This is a genomic window from Pseudomonas sp. zfem004 (assembly GCF_032621715.1).
Taxonomy (GTDB): Bacteria; Pseudomonadota; Gammaproteobacteria; order Pseudomonadales; family Pseudomonadaceae; genus Aquipseudomonas; species Aquipseudomonas sichuanensis.
The window spans coordinates 87174-105024 of the sequence record NZ_JAVYJF010000008.1; the positions used below are offsets into that span (position 1 = coordinate 87174).

At 63.6% G+C, this 17851-nt stretch carries 14 protein-coding genes; 5 read left to right on the top strand and 9 right to left on the bottom strand.

Going from position 1 to position 17851, the window contains the following annotated elements:
* The first annotated feature begins 27 nt into the window (after window positions 1–27).
* On the top strand, window positions 28–4683 hold the full coding sequence (locus tag RTH46_RS11095) for a DUF6543 domain-containing protein (protein WP_316905699.1): 4656 nt from the start codon (window positions 28–30) through the stop codon (window positions 4681–4683).
* A 4-nt stretch (window positions 4684–4687) separates the two neighbouring features.
* Here RTH46_RS11095 and RTH46_RS11100 read toward each other — a convergent pair whose 3' ends face one another.
* From RTH46_RS11100 to gpmI, 4 genes are all read right to left on the bottom strand, one after another.
* On the bottom strand, window positions 4688–5452 hold the full coding sequence (locus tag RTH46_RS11100; protein WP_279848245.1) for a divergent polysaccharide deacetylase family protein: 765 nt from the start codon (window positions 5450–5452) through the stop codon (window positions 4688–4690).
* A gap of 9 nt (window positions 5453–5461) precedes the next feature.
* A complete protein-coding gene (locus tag RTH46_RS11105) occupies window positions 5462–6796 on the bottom strand; it encodes a S41 family peptidase (protein ID WP_316905700.1) in 1335 nt (444 codons plus the stop codon).
* A gap of 82 nt (window positions 6797–6878) precedes the next feature.
* Complete coding sequence (locus tag RTH46_RS11110; protein ID WP_110995322.1) at window positions 6879–8183, bottom strand: murein hydrolase activator EnvC family protein; 1305 nt, start codon at window positions 8181–8183, stop codon at window positions 6879–6881.
* A gap of 185 nt (window positions 8184–8368) precedes the next feature.
* Entirely contained in the window at window positions 8369–9904 is a 1536-nt protein-coding gene (gpmI, locus tag RTH46_RS11115; protein ID WP_316905701.1) for a 2,3-bisphosphoglycerate-independent phosphoglycerate mutase, read from the bottom strand.
* Between the two features lie 206 nt (window positions 9905–10110).
* On the opposite strand from gpmI, the gene RTH46_RS11120 reads away from it, so the two are divergent.
* The 3 genes from RTH46_RS11120 to secB are packed head-to-tail and all read left to right on the top strand — an operon-like array spanning window position 10111 to window position 11303.
* Window positions 10111–10524 (top strand): rhodanese-like domain-containing protein, encoded by a 414-nt coding sequence (locus tag RTH46_RS11120; RefSeq protein ID WP_153788965.1) that lies wholly within the window; start codon window positions 10111–10113, stop codon window positions 10522–10524.
* Between the two features lies 1 nt (window position 10525).
* Window positions 10526–10780, top strand: a complete 255-nt coding sequence (gene grxC, locus RTH46_RS11125; protein WP_110995319.1) for a glutaredoxin 3 — start codon at window positions 10526–10528, stop codon at window positions 10778–10780.
* A 40-nt stretch (window positions 10781–10820) separates the two neighbouring features.
* Window positions 10821–11303 (top strand): protein-export chaperone SecB, encoded by a 483-nt coding sequence (secB, locus tag RTH46_RS11130; protein WP_279848466.1) that lies wholly within the window; start codon window positions 10821–10823, stop codon window positions 11301–11303.
* A 154-nt stretch (window positions 11304–11457) separates the two neighbouring features.
* On the opposite strand, the gene trmL is transcribed toward secB, so the two are convergent.
* The gene (gene trmL, locus RTH46_RS11135) at window positions 11458–11919 is read right to left on the bottom strand and encodes a tRNA (uridine(34)/cytosine(34)/5-carboxymethylaminomethyluridine(34)-2'-O)-methyltransferase TrmL (protein WP_316905702.1); all 462 of its coding nucleotides are present in this window, start codon (window positions 11917–11919) and stop codon (window positions 11458–11460) included.
* Here trmL and RTH46_RS11140 point away from each other — a divergent pair.
* A complete protein-coding gene (locus RTH46_RS11140; RefSeq protein ID WP_153788963.1) occupies window positions 11918–12355 on the top strand; it encodes a hypothetical protein in 438 nt (145 codons plus the stop codon). The genes trmL and RTH46_RS11140 overlap by 2 nt on opposite strands.
* A 381-nt stretch (window positions 12356–12736) precedes the next feature.
* Here the strand turns inward: RTH46_RS11140 and RTH46_RS11145 are convergent, their stop codons facing one another.
* From RTH46_RS11145 to glnA, 4 genes are all read right to left on the bottom strand, one after another.
* On the bottom strand, window positions 12737–13192 hold the full coding sequence (locus tag RTH46_RS11145) for an REP-associated tyrosine transposase (protein ID WP_316905703.1): 456 nt from the start codon (window positions 13190–13192) through the stop codon (window positions 12737–12739).
* Window positions 13193–13373: 181 nt separating this feature from the next.
* Window positions 13374–14810, bottom strand: coding sequence for a nitrogen regulation protein NR(I) (gene ntrC / locus RTH46_RS11150; RefSeq protein ID WP_153788961.1), 1437 nt, complete (start codon window positions 14808–14810; stop codon window positions 13374–13376).
* The gene (gene glnL, locus RTH46_RS11155) at window positions 14807–15892 is read right to left on the bottom strand and encodes a nitrogen regulation protein NR(II) (protein WP_153788960.1); all 1086 of its coding nucleotides are present in this window, start codon (window positions 15890–15892) and stop codon (window positions 14807–14809) included. The genes ntrC and glnL overlap by 4 nt, the downstream gene beginning before the upstream one ends.
* A gap of 433 nt (window positions 15893–16325) precedes the next feature.
* On the bottom strand, window positions 16326–17732 hold the full coding sequence (gene glnA, locus RTH46_RS11160; protein WP_110995313.1) for a type I glutamate--ammonia ligase: 1407 nt from the start codon (window positions 17730–17732) through the stop codon (window positions 16326–16328).
* Window positions 17733–17851: the final 119 nt, after the last annotated feature.

A 17851-nucleotide genomic window follows, 5' to 3' on the forward strand; every position in this document is an offset into this window, starting at 1 on the left:
TGTCCGTCATGCAAAAGGACCAGAACCATGTCAAACACCACCTCGATCAGCCTTAAACAGGCGTGCGCCAGGCAGTTTGCCGATCGCCCCACCCTGCGTCAGGTCGCCAGCCAGCAAATCCTCAAGTTGCTGGCCACGAAATTTGCCTGGATAGCCGAGGTCCAGCCTGCGCTGGATGACGCCGACCCCATCATGCTCGACAGTCCTGTTCCCGATGCGGATTACTGGGGCACGGCGCCGCTGGTGGACGTCGTGCTGCAGGCGTTGCTCGGGGGCGCGCCTATGAACCTGGAAGCGCTCGGGGCGCGAACCTACAACCTGGGGGTGGAGGATCCCTACCGCTTTCCCGCCTCGCACAGCGCGCTGGATACTCGAGCGCTGCATGGGGTGACGGAGGCTTTCAATGATCTTGTGAGGGATCTGCCAGCGGCTTTCTGCCAGGCCCAGGTCGACTTCTGGAACGCCGCGCCGTGCCTGGCGCCCGACGACTGTGGCGTAAGCCGGCATCGCTGGATGCAGCAGGCGTTGCGCACAGCGCTACTGGGTAGCGCTCAAGTACAGTCGCTGACCGAGGAGGCCAGGACGTGCCTGTATGAACTGCTGGGGGGGCGAACTGCCTCGATGCAGATCAACGCCATCGAGGTGACGATGAGCGTGGGGCAGGAGGAGCAACATGAACTGCTCCCCGACTTGCTGGTGTCGCTGGAGCGCGACGAGACGCGCCTGATGATTTGTTGCCAGCCCTCAGGGCAGGTGCATGCTTACACGTCCCTGGACGCGTTTGCCATCGACCTGCGTGACCGGCTGGCGTACCGCCACCGCTTCGACAGGTTGTCCTGGAGCCGCTACGCGCTGGAAGGCGAACCTTTGCTGCAGCAGTCCGGCTTGCTGCTCGGCTGGATGCTGTCCCGGCTTGATCACTTGCCATGGCTGTCGATCGACTCGGTCGAGCAGCTGGAGGCTTGGTTCGCGCAGTTGAGCGACCCGTCCACGCTGTTCTTCGAAGCCGCATATTTCGACGAGCAGGCCCCAGGGCTCGCCGTGCCCGACTGGCTGGTGCAGGCCTCCAGCCAGGACCGTTTCGAGTATCAGACGGCCATGCTGGACCTGGCTGTCGAGCAGGCGCTGTCCAAAGGTCAGTCATCACTCGATGGTGTGCTGGATCTTCATGCCTACAGCCGAGAGCACCTGCGTCAGCAGATGTTGGCCGACTATCCGCAAGAGGCGAACTACTTTGCCGACGACCTGATTCTCACGGTGCAGAGCGCTCAGGGCGTACCGGGTGGCGTTGCCACGGGGCCGGGCGATGGCGTGGTGACGCGGCGCACATTGAGTTTGACCGAGTTTGCCATTGGCAACCTGGCGGCACTGGAGCACGGCGGTATCGTTGCGATCGCTCACCGCCACGGGCAGCTGATCGCCGACTGGATGACTGCGGACTATGTACAGGCATTGGTTGGCCGGGTGGATATCGGCGGGCATTACCCCGCCTACCTCAGCACGGCGTTGAGTGACCCGCTCACACGGGATGCCCGGATTCGGTGTTTCGCTCGCGAGTGGCGTAGCCAATTGCTGTTCGATGCCTTGAAGCTCAAGGTCCGGGGCGGGCTGGATCTCGAGGCGTGGCAAGTGTTGGCAGAGTTCTGTCGCGGCAACCTCGACCTGAAGTCGACCCTCGATATCGCGCCTCTGGCATTCGCGGTCCCTGGTTATCGGCGGTTGGACACCGTGACCTGCATGTTCGTCATTCGCCTTCGGCAATCCCAGGTGCTGCTGCTCTATCGCCCTCTCTATGCGGATGCACCGTTGCGCCAGTTCGCTGATGCCGATGCCCTGATGCACGCCATCGATCAGGACGTTGCATTGCAGGGCAGTGTGCTGCAGTGGCTGGGCGATGAGGCCAGAGCCATCTATGGTGCGGGTGGGTTCACCCGGCCCCACAGGATCACGGGTTGGCAAGAAGCGGCGGGTGGCGTGCTGGTGCCCATCTACGAAGCGTTCGAATCGCTGGGCAACCCGGCGCGGTTGTCGTTCCAGCCTTGGCTCGCCGATACCGACATCAACCTGTTCATGCACAAGTTGCAGGCGATGGTAGATCTCGCTCGGCGCCAGGTTGTGTCCAACGCCCAGAGCCGCTGGCAACGCTTGCTCGAGGGAGGTTGGCTGCTGTTCAACATCGTCACGCCGTTGCTGCGTGGGCCTATTGCGGCGGTAACATGGCTGGCGCTGTTGCTCGCGGCCGTGAACGATGACGCGCAGGCGCTGGAGCATGGCAGCGATGCCGAACGATCGCTGGCGGTACTGGATCTGATCGCCAACCTGTCCATGCTGCTGGGACATGTCGGCCTGCCCCAGGCTCGACAGCCTGTGCCGCCTGCGCCGCCGCTCGATATCGCCAGGCCCCAGGGCGTGCCGGCGCTGGCTGCGGTCCCGGTGCAGATGGGGCGTACCCACCTGCCGGGTGCCTTGCAGGACGTCGAAGTGGGCCCGGTAGTCCATGCCACGGGCTGGGGGCCTGGGCCTGCCGCTCAGCTCAAGGCCTTGCGGCACCTGGCTGCAACCGTCGAGCTGCGTGGTATCGGTGAAGACGCCGAGGGTTACTACCGACATGCCGGTGAGCGCTACGTGATGTTGTACGGCGAGCGCTTCCAGGTTCGCCAATGGGGTGAGCAGGTCCGTGTGGTCGGCCCCGAGGGGCAGTTAGGGCCCTGGTTGTGGCGGGGTGAGCAGTGGAAGGTGCGCGAGGGGTTCTTCGGCGGCATGCCCAAGGGGCGAGGGCGCGGAGCCAGCCGCCAATCCCAGTACGATCATCTTGGTCGGGAGATGAACGCCAACATCGATGAAGGAGAACGGCTCAGGCAGCGAATCGTGAGCGATACCCTGCAAGTCATCGAACTGGACGAGAAGCTGGACCTGCATGAGCAGAGCCTGGCCGATGTGGTGCAAAACCGGGACGGCGCCTTTACTTCCGATCAGGCTGGCAAACTGGCTACTTTCCATCGGCAGCAAATCGCGCTCAAGTCCGCGCAAATGGACGATATGCGCCGCTCGGTCATCGCCAATCTCCAGCAGGCGGTGGAGACTGATCGGTCGGTGATGGACAAGATCCCGCAACTGCTGGAGTTGCAGCGCTTTCGCGACGTTAGGGCGATGTACACCGAGGAGAACTTCAGGGCGTACCTCGAAGCGGCGCGAAACATGCTGGTGATCAACAGTTGGAACATCTTCGACGAGCTGCGGCGCCTGGCCGATTACCCCGAGCTGCACAGGCTCTCTGGCATCCTCAATGGGCGCCCGGTGGCGGACGTGCTGGACGACTATCGCCTGTACAGGCGCTACCTGGCCAATACGGTGGGGAGCCAGGCCAGCATGCTCAAGGCGAGCCTCGACCTGGACGCCTTCCTGCCGCAGATTGCGCCTGAAACACTTCTGATCAGCACTTCCGAGCCGATCACCGCGCAACGACTGGTGTCTTTCCGGACGATTCCGAGCGTGCAACTGCGCTTCCACCAGGCCATGAACTACGCCGACCTGGCACTGCACCTCGACCAGCTGGGCCATGCGCGCCAGCTGATTCGCTACCGCGATGCCCTGGCCGGCGAGACGCTGAAAAGCGCAGCCAGCGCCCATGCCGGCTTGAGCACTGGCAACCTTTCTGCGGCAGACCGTATCGAAATCCTGCAGACCGCCTGGGACGAGTACTCCACGGCGATCATCAACGGCCTGGATATTGCCGGCAATGGGGGCCGGTTGGTCGAGCTCGACCGGCTCGGGCAGTACGCCGAGGAACTCAAGGCACTCAAGCGCATGGTCAGCGAGCAGCTGGTCGAAGCGATTGCGGAACAGGATGGTGTGCCGCCGCCAGCCCGCTACCCGGCCTACGTGACGACCCAGGCGCGTCAACTGCCGGTACGCACCGGCAAGGGCGTATTGGTGATTGCAACACCGGTAGAAACCGGGCTCGAGGTGCGTGAGCCGTTTACCGATGAGTTGCTGCATCGCTTCGCTGCCGATGACGCAGGAGGCTGGATCGAAGTCGTCGACAGCACTCCCGCACCGGTGCAGGCGGTCGACGACGCGCGAGCGCAAGCCGAGTCGCTGTTGGCCGAGCACGGGGAAATGGAGCGCATGGCCAGGGAGTATGTCGATGGCGATGTGCGCAGCGGCAAACTGACGAGGCTGCTCGATGGTTACCTGGACGCCTTGCGGGTGGCCGTCGACGGCCTGTCGGGCGTAGTCGATGGTGCTGGGCTGCTCGAGCGATTGCAGGCGCAGATCGAACTGTGGTCACAGCGCAGGACCGCGTTGCTCGTCGAGCTCTTCGACAAGACCCGTCACCCTGATGCCTTGGCGCTGGCCTTCATGCATGAGCAAGGGCTGATCAGGGTCGAGTATCAGTCTGGGCGCCGACAGATCGCCGATGGCAGTGCCATGGATGAATACCGCGTCTTGCGTCTGGCCCGGCCGGGTGATGGCAAGGGACGGGCCCTCTGGGTGGCGCATTTTCACTTCGAGCACGCTGACGATGGCCCCACTGCATTCACGCGAGGCCACCTGAAGACCTGGCAGCAGCGGTTCTATGGCCGCGAGGATGCGCAGAAACTGGCAGCCGAGGGCCAGCGAATACACCGTGGCCCCATTACCTATGCGCAGGTGAAGGACATCATCCCGTTCTTGCGTTGACGCATCAGCGGTTCTGGTAGCGCCCGCCCTTGCCATGGGCGGGCATGGCCAGGTTGCTGCGCTCGGCGATCATCTGGCGCAGCGGGATCAGCTCGATGCCCTGGCTCTTGAGCCGGGGCATCTCCTTTTCCAGCACCTGCAGGGTCTGCGGGTAGGGGTGGCCGATCAGCACGGCCGAGCCCTGCTTGCGCGCCAGGGTGATGCCTTGCTGCAACTGGGCGCTGATTGCCTCGGGCGTGCGCACGTCATCGAGGAACACATCCCGTGAGACATGGGCCAGAGCGATCTCCTGGGCCTTGGCCGCCGCCACCGTGGCGGCGCTGGTACGGCTGTCGACGAAGAACAGATGGCGGCGCTGCAACTCGCCCATCAACCAGGCCATGGGTTCGGCTTGCGAGGTCATGCGGCTGCCCATGTGGTTGTTGATGCCGGCGGCGTAGGGCACCTTGGCCAGGGCGGCGTCCAGGCGCTGGGCCAGCTCCGGCAGCGGGGTGCCGGGATGCCAGGCGTAGGGGCCGGTGGCCGGGTCCATGGGCATGTGCAGGATCACCGTCTTGCCGGCCTTGTGCGCCTGGCGGGCGAACGTGGTGGCGTGGGGGGTGTCGGGCATGATCGCCATCGTGACCGGGCCGGGCAGGGCCAGGGTGCGCTGGTCACGCTCGCTGCTTTGGCCGAGGTCGTCGATGATGATGCTCAGGTAGGCCTTGGCCGGGGCCGCGTGCGCGGCGCCGGCCAGCAGGCAGAACAGCAGGGACAGCAGGTAACGCATGGGGTGTGCTTATTCGCCCTTGGTGATGTTCAGGCCCTTGAGCAGGCTGAGGGCCTGGCTGAGCTGGAAGTCGTTGTCCTGCGGGCGCTCCTTGCGCTTGGCGCTGCCGGTCGGGCGGTCGGCGCCGCCGTTGCCGTTGCCCAGGTGACCCTGCAGGTCGGCTTCCTTGAAGTTCTCGGTGTCGGTTTCGGCGGTGAGCTTGGCCGGGCGCACTTCGATGTCCGGGACGATGCCCTGGGCCTGGATCGAGCGGCCGTTGGGGGTGAAGTACAGCGCGGTGGTGAGCTTGAGCGCGCGGTCGTTGGCCAGCGGCAGCACGGTTTGCACCGAGCCCTTGCCGAAGCTGTCGGTGCCCATCAGTACGGCGCGTTTCTGGTCTTGCAGGGCACCGGCGACGATCTCCGACGCCGAGGCGCTGCCGCCGTTGATCAGTACCACCAGCGGTACGCCTTCACTGGCGTCGGCCGGGTCGGCCGAGAAGCGCAGTTCGGAGTTGGCGATGCGGCCTTTGGTGTAGACGATCAGGCCCTTGGTCAGGAAGTGGTCGGCCACTTCCACTGCGGCTTGCAGCACGCCGCCGGGGTTGTTGCGCAGGTCGAGGACCACGCCGCGCAGCTTCTTGCCGTTGTCCTTGCGCAGCTTGGTCAGGGCCTTGCCCACCTCTTCGCCGGTCTTGACCTGGAACTGGGTGATGCGGATATAGCCGTAGTCGTTCTCCAGCAGCTGGCTCTTCACGCTCTTGACCTGGATCACCGCGCGGGTGAGGGTCACGTCGAACGGCGTGCCGCCGTCGCGTACCAGCGTGAGGACGATCTTCTCGCCGACCTTGCCGCGCATCTTGTCGACTGCCTCGGTCATGGTCTGGCCGCGGGTCGGGGCGCCGTTGATCTTGACGATCAGGTCGCCGGCCTGCACGCCGGCGCGGGAGGCCGGGGTGTCATCGATCGGCGAAACGACCTTGATGAAGCCGTCTTCCTGGCCGACTTCGATCCCCAGGCCGCCGAATTCGCCGCTGGTGCTTTCCTGCAGCTCCTGGAAGTCTTCAGGGCCGAGATAGGCCGAGTGCGGGTCGAGGTTGCTGAGCATGCCCTTGATGGCGTTTTCCAGCAGGGTCTTGTCGTCGACGGGCTCTACATACGCGGCCTTGATGCGGTCCATGACCTCGGCGAAGGTGCGCAGCTCCTCCAGCGGCAGCGGCGCCTTGGCGGTCACCTCGGTGGCCGGTACCGTGGCCGGCTTGGCGGCAGCGGCAGGCTTGGCCGGCTCGGCGGCGAGCGCCAGGGGCGCGCCGATGACCAGGGCAATGGTCAGGGCCAGCTGGGTGAGGCGAGGCGAGTGCAGCATGTCGAACGAACTCCTGATCCTGTAGGCGCCCCTTGCGGGAGCATCGGCCCGGCGTTTTCACGCGCCGCGCCGTAAAAGTAGTTTAGCCACGGCACCATTGCGCAGGGTCGGTGGGCCGGCCCTGCTGGCGAATCGCGAAGTACAAACCGGCGCTGTCCTGGCCGCCGCTGTCGCCGACGGTGGAGATGGCTTCGCCGGCCTTGACGATGTCGCCGGCGCTCTTGAGCAGGCTCTGGTTGTGGCCGTACAGGCTCAGGTAACCATTGCCGTGGTCGAGAATGACCAGAAGCCCGGCGCCGCGCAACCAGTCGGCGAATACCACACGCCCGCCGTGTACGGCGCGTACCTGGGTACCGGCGCTGGCGCTGATCATCACGCCGTCCCACTTGGCCCGGGCATCGCTGCCGCGCATGTCACCAAAGCGTGCCAGCAGTCGACCATTGACTGGCCATGGAAGTTTTCCCCGGGCTGCAGAAAATGCACCGCCGTAGCTGGCGCCGTCGCTGGAAACCACCGGGCCAAGCGTGGTGCGGGCCTTTTTCGGGGGCTCTTCCGGTTCTGCTTGCTGGTTGCGCGCGGCGGCTGCCAGTGCCTGTTCCTTGCGGCGCTTTTCTTCTTCCTGCTTGGCGAGCAAGGCGCGCTGACGCGCTTCTTCCGCCTCGCGGGCCTGGCGTGCGAGGGTTTCCTCGATGGTCTTGAGCACTTTGCCCAGGTCGGCCTGGTCCTGCTCGCGGGACTGCAGCTTCTGGTCGCGCTCTTTCATGTCGCTGTTGAGCTTGGCCAGTACCTGCTGGCGCTTGTCGCGTTCGCCGACCAGCGCCTGGCGGCGGCTGTCGAGGTCGGCGCGCTGGGTGAGCAGTTGCTCCTGCTGGCGGCCGATGTCCTGCTCGACGTTGGCCAGTTGGCGCAAGGTCTCGTTGAAGGTGCGCAGCTGCTCGGTGCGCGCCTTGCTCAGGTAGTCGTAGTAGGTGAGGGTGCGGGCGAATTTCTCGGGGTTCTGCTGGTTGAGCAACAGCTTGAGGTATTCCTCGCGGCCGTTGTTCTGGTAGGCCGAACGGGCCTGGACGGCAATCAGGCGTTGTTGTTCAACGCGGGCGCTCTGGAGTTTTTTTTTCTCGTGATCAAGGCGCTCCAGCTCGCCCTCGGTCTTTTTTAGTTCTTGCTGCAGTGCCTCCACCTGTTTTTCCAGGTTGCCGATGTCGGTCTCGGTGGACTTGAGGTCTTTCTGCACGCCGGACTTCTCCTCCTGGAGCTTGCCCAGCATCTTCTTCAGCTCGGCAATGTCCTGGCGGGTGGCGTCCAGCTGTTGCTGGGTCTGTGCGCGCTCGTCGGCGAAGGCCGGGGCGAGCAGGCATGACAGGGCGAGTAGGAACAGGGCGCGGAGCATGGGGTTGGGCGTACCAAGGATGGAGACTGGCCTAGTATGCCCGCGCGGGCTTGCAAAAAAAACGCCTCGCGGCATGTGCGGCGAGGCGTTTGTCTGGATTTCATCTGCAAATGTGATCGCAATGCTCGTGGGAGCGGGTTTGCCCCGCGATCGCAATCGCGGGGCAAGCCCGCTCCCACGGGACCTTATTGATCAACCAGAATCGAGGTGCCGGTCATCTCGGCAGGCTTTTCCATCCCCAGCAGCTTGAGCATGGTTGGCGCCACGTCGGCCAGCACGCCGCCGTCACGCACCTTGACCTTGCGCTTGCCGACGTAGATGAACGGCACTGGCTCGCTGGTATGGGCGGTGTGCGCCTGGCCGGTGCAGGCGTCTTCCATCTGCTCGACGTTACCGTGGTCGGCGGTGATCAGCGCTTCGCCGTCGACTTTTTCCAGTGCCTCGACGATGCGGCCGACGCAGGTGTCCAGGGCCTCGACCGCCTTGACCGCGGCCTCGAACACGCCGGTGTGGCCGACCATGTCGCCGTTGGCATAGTTGACCACGATCACGTCGAAACGCTGCTGCTCGATGGCCTCGACGATGCGGTCGGTCACCTCGGGGGCGTTCATTTCCGGCTGCAGGTCGTAGGTGGCGACCTTCGGCGACGGGATCAGGATGCGCTCTTCGCCTTCGAACGGCTCTTCACGGCCACCGGAGAAGAAGAAGGTGACGTGGGCGTATTTCTCGGTTTCGGCGATGCGCAGCTGGGTCTTGCCGTTCTTCGCCAGGTACTCGCCGAGCACATTGTTCAGGCTGGACGGCGCAAAGGCCGCCGGCGCCGGGATTTTCGCCGAGTACTGGGTCAGGCCGATGTAGGCGGCCAGTTTCGGCAGGCGGGCCCGTGGGAATTCGTTGAAGTCAGGCTCGACGAACACCCGCGACAGCTCGCGGGCACGGTCGGCGCGGAAGTTCATGAAGATGACGGCGTCGCCATCCTCGACCTTGACCGCATCGCCAATGCGCGTGGCCTTGACGAATTCGTCGCTCTCGTCACGGGCGTAGGCGGCCTCGAGGCCGGCCACGGCGTTGTCGGCGGTGTATTGCGCGGTGCTGTCGACGATCAGGTCGTAGGCGGCTTGTACGCGGTCCCAGCGGTTGTCGCGGTCCATCGCGTAGTAGCGGCCGATCAGGCTGGCGATGCGGCCCTTGCCCAGCTTGGCAAAGGTGGCGTCGAGCAGTTCGATGGATGACTGGGCGCTGCGCGGCGGGGTGTCACGGCCGTCGAGGAAGGCGTGCAGGTAGATCTTCTCGGCGCCACGCTGGGCGGCCAGTTCGGCCATGGCCACCAGGTGGTCCTGGTGGCTGTGCACGCCACCATCGGAGAGCAGGCCGAGGATATGCACGGCCTTGCCGGCACCGACAGCCTTGTCTACCGCGCCGGTGAGCACCGGGTTTTCGAAGAACTCGCCGTCGCGGATGGCTTTGGTGACTCGGGTGAAATCCTGGTACACCACGCGGCCGGCGCCGAGGTTCATGTGACCGACTTCAGAGTTGCCCATCTGCCCGTCGGGCAGGCCCACGTCCATGCCGGACCCGGAGATAAGACCGTGCGGCTGGGTGGCGCGCAGGCGGTCGTAGACCGGTGTGTTGGCGGCGAAGATGGCGTTGTATTCGGGGCTTTCGCTGTGTCCGAAGCCATCCAGGATAATCAGGACCAGGGGTTTAGGCGTACTCGTCATCAATCAAACTCACGGTTGTTCAAAGATGATAAAGACACGCATTTTAGGGCAAATCCGCCACCGACGGCGAATATTCCTCCCCTTGTCCGACCAGCGCTGTCGGATATGCAACATGAAGGCTGTTTTGCGGGTGGCCCGGCGGGCTTTGGTGGTCATGGGGGGCTGTGTATACTGGCCGCCATTTTCAATCGCCTGGAACACCCCCGATGGTTGCTCACCTGATTCAATTCGCGACAGATCACTTCATCCTGGTGGCGATCTTCGTCGTTCTGCTGGTCCTGCTGCTGATCAACGAAGTGCGTCGTGGTGGCCAGAGCCTGAGCAACGGCCAGCTGACCGCGCTGGTCAACGCCGACAAGGCGCTGGTCATCGATATTCGTCCTGCCAAGGAGTATTCCGCCGGGCACATCGTCGGTGCGGTGAGCATTCCGCAGGACAAGCTGGTCAACCGCATGACCGAGCTGGAAAAACATAAAGAGAAGACCCTGATCGTCGTCGACGCGATGGGCCAGCAGTCCGGCACCATCTGCCGCGAGCTGCTCAAGGCTGGTTACACCGCGGCCAAGCTCAGCGGTGGCGTGTCCAGCTGGAAAGCCGATAACCTGCCCCTGGTGAAGTGATATGAAGCCCGTCATCGTCTACTCCAGCGACTACTGCCCCTACTGCATGCGCGCCAAGTACCTGCTCGAGAGCAAGGGCGTGGCGTTCGAAGAGATCAAGGTCGACGGCAAGCCGCAGCTGCGCGCCGAAATGAGCCAGAAGGCCGGCCGTACTTCGGTACCGCAGATCTGGATCGGCAGTACGCACGTCGGTGGATGCGATGACCTCTATGCCCTGGAGCGCGCGGGCAAGCTCGACGCGCTGCTGGCGGCCTGACTTTGCACTGCATTCGAAAACATTAGGATAAGGATCTGCCATGACTGACCAACAGACCAACGGCGCGGCTGCAGAAAACAGCCCACAGTTCTCCCTGCAGCGCATCTACGTGCGCGATCTGTCGTTCGAGGCTCCGAAGAGCCCGCAGATCTTCCGCCAGCAGTGGGAGCCGAATGTCTCGCTGGACCTGAACACCCGCCAGAAAGCCCTGGAAGGTGACTTCCACGAAGTGGTGCTGACCCTGTCGGTCACCGTGAAGAATGGTGAAGAAGTGGCGTTCATCGCCGAAGTGCAGCAGGCCGGTATCTTCCTGATCGCAGGCCTCGACGCGGCCTCGATGAGCCACACCCTCGGCGCGTTCTGCCCGAACATCCTGTTCCCGTACGCCCGTGAGACCCTGGACAGCCTGGTGACCCGTGGTTCGTTCCCGGCGCTGATGCTGTCGCCGGTCAACTTCGACGCCCTGTACGCGCAAGAAATGCAGCGCATGCAGGAAGCTGGTGAAGTGCCGACCATGCAGTAATTGCCGCGGTCATGAAAAAAGCGCCTTTCGGGGCGCTTTTTTTGTGTTGGCAGTACCGGCCCTATCGCGGGGCAAGCCCGCTCCCACGCCCTGCCCTGTCAGGAGGAGGTGTGGGAGCGGGCTTGCCCCGCGATAGGCCAGAACAGGCAATCCATCAGCTGCCGGCAAAGCCGTTCTGCCGCCACGCCTCATACACCGTCACCGCCACGGTATTGGACAGGTTCAAGCTACGGCACCCTGGACGCATCGGCAGGCGCAGGCGCTGCTCCGCCGACAGGCTATCCAACACCTCGGCCGGCAAACCACGGCTCTCGGGCCCGAACAGGAAGGCATCGCCCGGTTGGTAGGCCACTTCGTGGAACGGGTGCGAGCCTTTGGTAGTGAAGGCGAACAGTCGCGGGTTGCCCAGGCTTTCCAGGCATCCGGCCAGGCTTTCGTGGCGCTTGAGCGTGGCATACTCGTGGTAATCCAGCCCGGCGCGGCGCAGGCGCTTGTCGTCCAGTTCGAAGCTGATCGGTTCGATCAGGTGCAGGGCGCAGCCACTGTTGGCGCACAGGCGGATGATGTTGCCGGTATTCGGCGGAATTTCAGGTTGAAAAAGGATGACGTGAAACATGCACGGCTCCAAGCGTGAAGATGACGGGCATTCTACCCCCGAACCCGATATGCGTTCGAAGGCGTTGCCGAAGATGATCCTGTCGCTGGCCATCGTCGGGTTGATGGTGGGCCTGATGATCGGCCGCCTGACCGCCCCGGACGAGCGGGTGCTGCAGCAGGTCGAGGTGGTGCAGGATGGCCTGGACCTGTGGTTCAACGAAGAACCCCAGCTGCATGGCGAGAACGTCGAAGGCACCGTGGCGCTGGTGTTCCAGGCCGAGGGCAAGGCCCAGCGCGGCCAGTTGTTCTTGCAGGGCAAACCGGTGGGCTGGCGGGTGCAGAAGGGCAAGGAAGGCTTGCTGCTGACGCTGATTGCCGCGCGCCCCCTGCAAGGGGAATGGTCAGGTGCAGAGGACGACGGGCGCTGGAAGGTGCAGGTGAGGCTGCACGAATAAAAGAGGGGATGTCCCGGCCTGCCTGTACCGAGGTCCCCAAAGCGGGTTGCCGTGGCGAATAAAAGGGGGATTTCCCGGCCTGCCTGTACCAGGGTCCCCGAAACGGTGTTGCTGCTGCGAATAAAAGAGGGGCTTTCCCGGCCTGCCTGTACCGAGGCCCCCGAAACTGGAGTTGCATTGGTTATTGCAGGGGGCGTGCCAGTTTTGAAATACCCGGAAATACTGGCCTTCAGGGCGAATTGGCCGGGTTTCGAGGGGATTTGTGCCTTCGCAAGGTGCAAGGGGCACAGGTTCGGTGCATATCGCGGGGCAAGCCCGCTACCACGTACAAGAACGCGATTTGTCGTGGGAGCGGGCTTGCCCCGCGATTGCAATCTCCCCTTAAACCCAGATCGCATCCCAGTGCGCATAGTCTCCAACGCGGCTGACCAGTCCTGCTCTTACGGGATTAGCGACCACATACCTTGCAAAGCCTCGCAGGTCCTCTTCGCGTCTGAGTGCGCGGTCGTGATAGCCGGCTTGCCATAGCTGCCCGTTGAGCTTGCCCATCTTGTACAACGAGCAACGGCTGCGAGACTTGAAGCGACGCATGACAGTGCAAAGGGTGTCGTCTTTGAGTTGAATCAGCCAATGCACGTGATCGGGCATGATTACCCATGCAAGGCTCAGGACCGAGCCTTCGGCCTCTGTCTGAGCGAAATGAGGCGGGAGGCAGCGTGCCGCCTGGAAGTCGAGGAACAGGGGCAGCCGGTCCTTGGTGGTGCTGGTCAGCAGACAGGCCCGGCCTGGCTCGGAAAAACGACCGCGACGCAGTCGGTGGGAGGAGGGGCTGTCCATGTCGTTATCCTCGATAAGGAAAACAACACGGTAGGTCGAGAGACCCACGTATGCCCAAACCAATGAGCACAGCATGTGTCAGGCTGAATGCTATCGCGGGGCAAGCCCGCTCCCACGCCCATCCCTGCCAGGAGGAGGCGTGGGAGCGGGCTTGCCCCGCGATGCGATTCAGCGTCGAGTATCAGTGCTCGTCACCCTCATCATCATCCCCGCCATCGACCTTCATCCCCAATTCCTTGATCTTGCGCGTCAGGGTATTACGCCCCCAGCCCAGCAATACCGCTGCATCACGACGCCGCCCGGCGGTGTGCTTGAGCGCGGTCTCGATCATGATCCGCTCGAAGCTGGGCACGGCGCTGTCCAGCAGGCTCGACTGGCCGCGGGCCAGGGCCTGGTCGGCCCACTGGCGCAGGGCCTGCTCCCAGTTGGTCACTGGCGCTGCGTCCTGCGGCAGGTTGAGCAGCTCCGGCGGCAGGTCGCCGATCAGCACCTCGCGGCTGGAGGCCATCACGGTGATCCAGCGGCAGGTGTTCTCCAGCTGGCGGACGTTGCCAGGCCATGGCAGGTTGCGGATGAACTCTTCGGTTTCCGGCTTGAGCAGCTTGGGCTCGACCGCCAGCTCCTGGGCGGCGCGGCCGAGGAAGTGGCGGGCCAGGGTCGGGATGTCTTCGCGCCGGTCAGACAGGCGCGGGATATGGATGCGGATCACGTTGAGGCGGTGGAACAGGTCTTCGCGGAACTTGCCAGCCTGTACCAGGGTTTCCAGGTTCTGGTGGGTCGCGGCGATGATGCGCACATCGACTTTCACCGGCACGTGGCCGCCAACCCGGTAGAACTCGCCGTCGGCCAGCACGCGCAGCAGGCGGGTCTGGGTGTCGGCGGGCATGTCGCCGATTTCGTCGAGGAACAGCGTGCCGCCGTCGGCCTGCTCGAAGCGGCCACGGCGCAGGTTGGCGGCGCCGGTGAACGCGCCTTTTTCATGGCCGAACAGCTCGGACTCCATGAGGTCCTTGGGGATCGCCGCCATGTTCAGGGCGATGAACGGCGCAGCCGCGCGCGGGCTGTGGCGGTGCAGGGCATGGGCCACCAGCTCTTTGCCGGTACCCGATTCGCCATTGATCAGCACGGTGATGTTGGAGTGGCTCAGGCGGCCGATGGCGCGGAACACCTCCTGCATCGCCGGTGCTTCACCGATGATCTCGGGGGTGCGGGCCAGTGCCTGGGGCACCTCCAGCGCTTGCTGCTCCTGAGCGTGCTGGTTGGCACGCTTGACCAGCGACACCGCTTCGTCGACGTCGAACGGCTTGGGCAGGTATTCGAAGGCGCCGCCCTGGTAGGAGGCCACGGCACTGTCCAGGTCGGAGTGTGCGGTCATGATGATGACCGGCAGGCCCGGATGCTGGTCGCGAATCTGGGCCAGCAGGTCGAGGCCGCTGGCACCGGGCATGCGGATATCGGAAATGATCACGTCAGGCTGCTGGCGTGCCAGGCGGCCCATCACGCCATCGGCGCTGTCGAAGCTCTGGGTGGTCATGCCCTCCTGTTGCAGGGCCTTCTCCAGGACCCAGCGGATGGAGCGATCATCATCGACGATCCAGACGGTTTCACTTCGGCTCATGAGGCGGTGGCTCCTTGTTCCAGGGGCAGGTAGATCGAGAAGGCGGTGTGGCCGGGGTGGCTTTCACACTCGATCAGGCCCTGGTGCTGGCTGATGATGTTCTGGGTAATGGCCAGGCCCAGCCCGGTACCGTCCGGGCGGCCGCTGACCATGGGGTAGAAGAGGGTGTCCTGCAGCTCTGCGGGGATGCCCGGGCCGTTGTCGACGATCTCGACCCGGGCCACCAGGCGATGGCGCACATGGGCGATGGTGAACTGGCGTACGGCGCGGCTGCGCAGGGTGATGCGGCCCAGGCGCAGTTCGTTCTGCCCGCCGATGGCCTGCATGGCATTGCGCACGATGTTGAGCACGGCCTGGATCATCTGCTCGCGGTCGATCAGCACGTCCGGCAGGCTCGGGTCGTAGTCGCGCACCAGGGTGATGCCGCCCTGGCTTTCCGCCTCCACCAGGCTGCACACGCGCTCCAGTACTTCGTGGATGTTGGTCATCGACAGCGACGGCAGTTTGTTCGAACCGAGCATGCGGTCGACCAGGTTACGCAGCCGGTCGGCTTCTTCGATGATCACGTTGGTGTAGTCGCGCAGGCCGTCGTTGGGCAACTCGCGGGCCAGCAGCTGCGCTGCGCCGCGAATGCCGCCCAACGGGTTCTTGATTTCGTGGGCCAGGCCGCGCACCAGCATCTTGGTGGTTTCCTGCTTGCTCAGCTGGGCCTCTTCCTTGGTGATGCGCAGCAGGCGGTCACGCGGGTGCACTTCGAGCAGCAGCAGGGTATTGCCCTGGTGCAGGATCGGCGTGACGGCGTAGTCGACGGTGATGCTCTGGCCGGTCAGCGAGGTCAGCTGGGCTTCGCGCTTGGTGAACGGATGCGCCTGCTCCACTGCCTGGCGCAGCGAGTTGAGTGCCTCGGCCGATTCGGTGAACAGCTCGCTGATGAACTGCCCATGGCTGCGCTGGCCACTGACGGCCAGGAGCATTTCCGCCGCCGGGTTCATGTACTCAAGGCGCAGCTCGGCGTTGAGCAGGAGCGTGGCCGTGGTCAGGTTGTCCAGAAGCAGACGGTGCTGTGCATCGCTGATGGTCATAAGGCGTCGTTGACCTCTGTTGGCACTCTTTTGGCGCCCCGGCCAGGGCTGGGGCGCGCACGGATGACGTGCTGGATGCGATGAAAATGCAAGAACCAAACCAAGGCTCTGAAAAGAAGCGGAAATGGCGGATAAAAGCCTGTATTCGCGCTAATTCAGGACATAAAGCTTTGGTTAATCGATTCACTTGACCCAAAGTGGGGTGCATGCTGGGGCGTAAGGCCTGGAGATGCACCAATATGGAGCATAGGGCGCTCGTCAGGTTTTGCACAGCGGGCTGCTGGCGCGGACCTGGGCAAGGGTGGGGCGCACAACCTGAATCGAGTGTCGCCAGGTGTGGCTGCAGGGTTTGCCAGATGAAGGCGATGCAGAAATGCAAACGGCCTCCCTAGGGAGGCCGTCCTGATGTCACCGACGCGGGGCGTCGATCAGATCAGCAGCTGTAGTACAGCTCGTATTCCAGCGGGTGCACGAAGGTACGGACCTTGATCTCTTCTTCCGATTTCAGCTCGATGTAGGCATCGATGAAGTCGTCGGAGAACACGCCGCCCTTGGTCAGGAACGCACGGCCCTTGTCCAGCTCTTCCAGGGCTTCTTTCAGGCTGCCGCAAACCTGTGGGATCTCTTTCGCCTCTTCAGGCGGCAGGTCGTACAGGTTCTTGTCGGCGGCGTCGCCTGGGTGGATCTTGTTCTGGATACCGTCCAGGCCGGCCATCAGCAGGGCGGCGAAGCACAGGTACGGGTTGGCCGCCGGGTCCGGGAAGCGCGCTTCGATACGGCGGGCTTTCGGGCTGGAAACGTAAGGGATACGGATCGAGGCCGAGCGGTTGCGAGCCGAGTAGGCCAGCATTACCGGGGCTTCGAAGCCAGGTACCAGACGCTTGTAGGAGTTGGTGGCCGGGTTGGTGAAGCCGTTCAGGGCCTTACCGTGCTTGATGATGCCGCCGATGAAGTACAGGGCGGTGTCGGACAGGCCGGCATAGCCTTCACCAGCGAAGGTGTTCTTGCCGTCTTTCCAGATCGACATGTGCACGTGCATGCCCGAGCCGTTGTCGCCGTACAGTGGCTTAGGCATGAAGGTAGCGGTGCGGCCGTAGGCGTCGGCAACGTTGTGCACGACGTACTTCAGCGCTTGAACTTCGTCGGCCTTCTTCACCAGAGTGTTGAACTTGACGCCGATTTCGTTCTGGCCGGCAGTCGCCACTTCGTGGTGGTGAACTTCGACGGTCTGACCCATCTCTTCCAGTGCGTTGCACATGGCGGTACGGATTTCGTGGTCGTGGTCGAACGGCGGAACCGGGAAGTAGCCGCCTTTGACGCCTGGACGGTGGCCTTTGTTGCCGCCTTCCACGTCCTGGTCGGACATCCACGAGCCTTGCTCGGAGTAGATCTTGAACATCGAGCCGGAGATGTCGGACTTGAACTTCACTTCGTCGAAGATGAAGAACTCAGGCTCTGGGCCGGCGAACACGGTGTCACCGATCAGCGTGGCCTTGAGGTGCTCTTCGGCGCGACGGGCGATGGCACGTGGGTCGCGATCATAGCCCTGCATGCTGGCAGGGTCGATGATGTCGCAGGTGAGGATCAGGGTCGGCTCTTCGGTGAACGGATCCAGCACGGCGGTGGAGTCGTCCGGCAGCAGGATCATGTCGGAGGCTTCGATGCCTTTCCAGCCAGCGATGGAGGAACCGTCGAACATCTTGCCGGTTTCGAAGAAGTCTTCGTCCAGGCCATCACGCGCCGGCATGGTCACGTGGTGCTGAGTACCTTTGGTGTCCGTGAAACGCAGATCAATCCACTTGACGTCATGATCTTTGATGAGTTGAACCGACTTCGACATGTTGTCCTCCGGATGGTCTAGAGCGCGGTGGGCCGCTGCTCTGGAAAAAGGGTGTTGCCAGGCGCGGATAGTCGGCCAAGCGTACCTGCCTCACAAGAGAGCAAATTGCATGCCAGTGC

Coding starts and splice junctions, on each gene's coding strand:
- glnA (WP_110995313.1), bottom strand. CDS start 17,732: ATGTCGAAGTCGGTTCAACTCATCAAAGATCATGACGTCAAGTGGATT.
- gpmI (WP_316905701.1), bottom strand. CDS start 9,904: ATGACGAGTACGCCTAAACCCCTGGTCCTGATTATCCTGGATGGCTTC.
- RTH46_RS11105 (WP_316905700.1), bottom strand. CDS start 6,796: ATGCTGCACTCGCCTCGCCTCACCCAGCTGGCCCTGACCATTGCCCTG.
- RTH46_RS11110 (WP_110995322.1), bottom strand. CDS start 8,183: ATGCTCCGCGCCCTGTTCCTACTCGCCCTGTCATGCCTGCTCGCCCCG.
- RTH46_RS11140 (WP_153788963.1), top strand. CDS start 11,918: ATGCACGGCTCCAAGCGTGAAGATGACGGGCATTCTACCCCCGAACCC.
- grxC (WP_110995319.1), top strand. CDS start 10,526: ATGAAGCCCGTCATCGTCTACTCCAGCGACTACTGCCCCTACTGCATG.
- RTH46_RS11120 (WP_153788965.1), top strand. CDS start 10,111: ATGGTTGCTCACCTGATTCAATTCGCGACAGATCACTTCATCCTGGTG.
- RTH46_RS11100 (WP_279848245.1), bottom strand. CDS start 5,452: ATGCGTTACCTGCTGTCCCTGCTGTTCTGCCTGCTGGCCGGCGCCGCG.
- trmL (WP_316905702.1), bottom strand. CDS start 11,919: ATGTTTCACGTCATCCTTTTTCAACCTGAAATTCCGCCGAATACCGGC.
- secB (WP_279848466.1), top strand. CDS start 10,821: ATGACTGACCAACAGACCAACGGCGCGGCTGCAGAAAACAGCCCACAG.
- glnL (WP_153788960.1), bottom strand. CDS start 15,892: ATGACCATCAGCGATGCACAGCACCGTCTGCTTCTGGACAACCTGACC.
- RTH46_RS11145 (WP_316905703.1), bottom strand. CDS start 13,192: ATGGACAGCCCCTCCTCCCACCGACTGCGTCGCGGTCGTTTTTCCGAG.
- RTH46_RS11095 (WP_316905699.1), top strand. CDS start 28: ATGTCAAACACCACCTCGATCAGCCTTAAACAGGCGTGCGCCAGGCAG.
- ntrC (WP_153788961.1), bottom strand. CDS start 14,810: ATGAGCCGAAGTGAAACCGTCTGGATCGTCGATGATGATCGCTCCATC.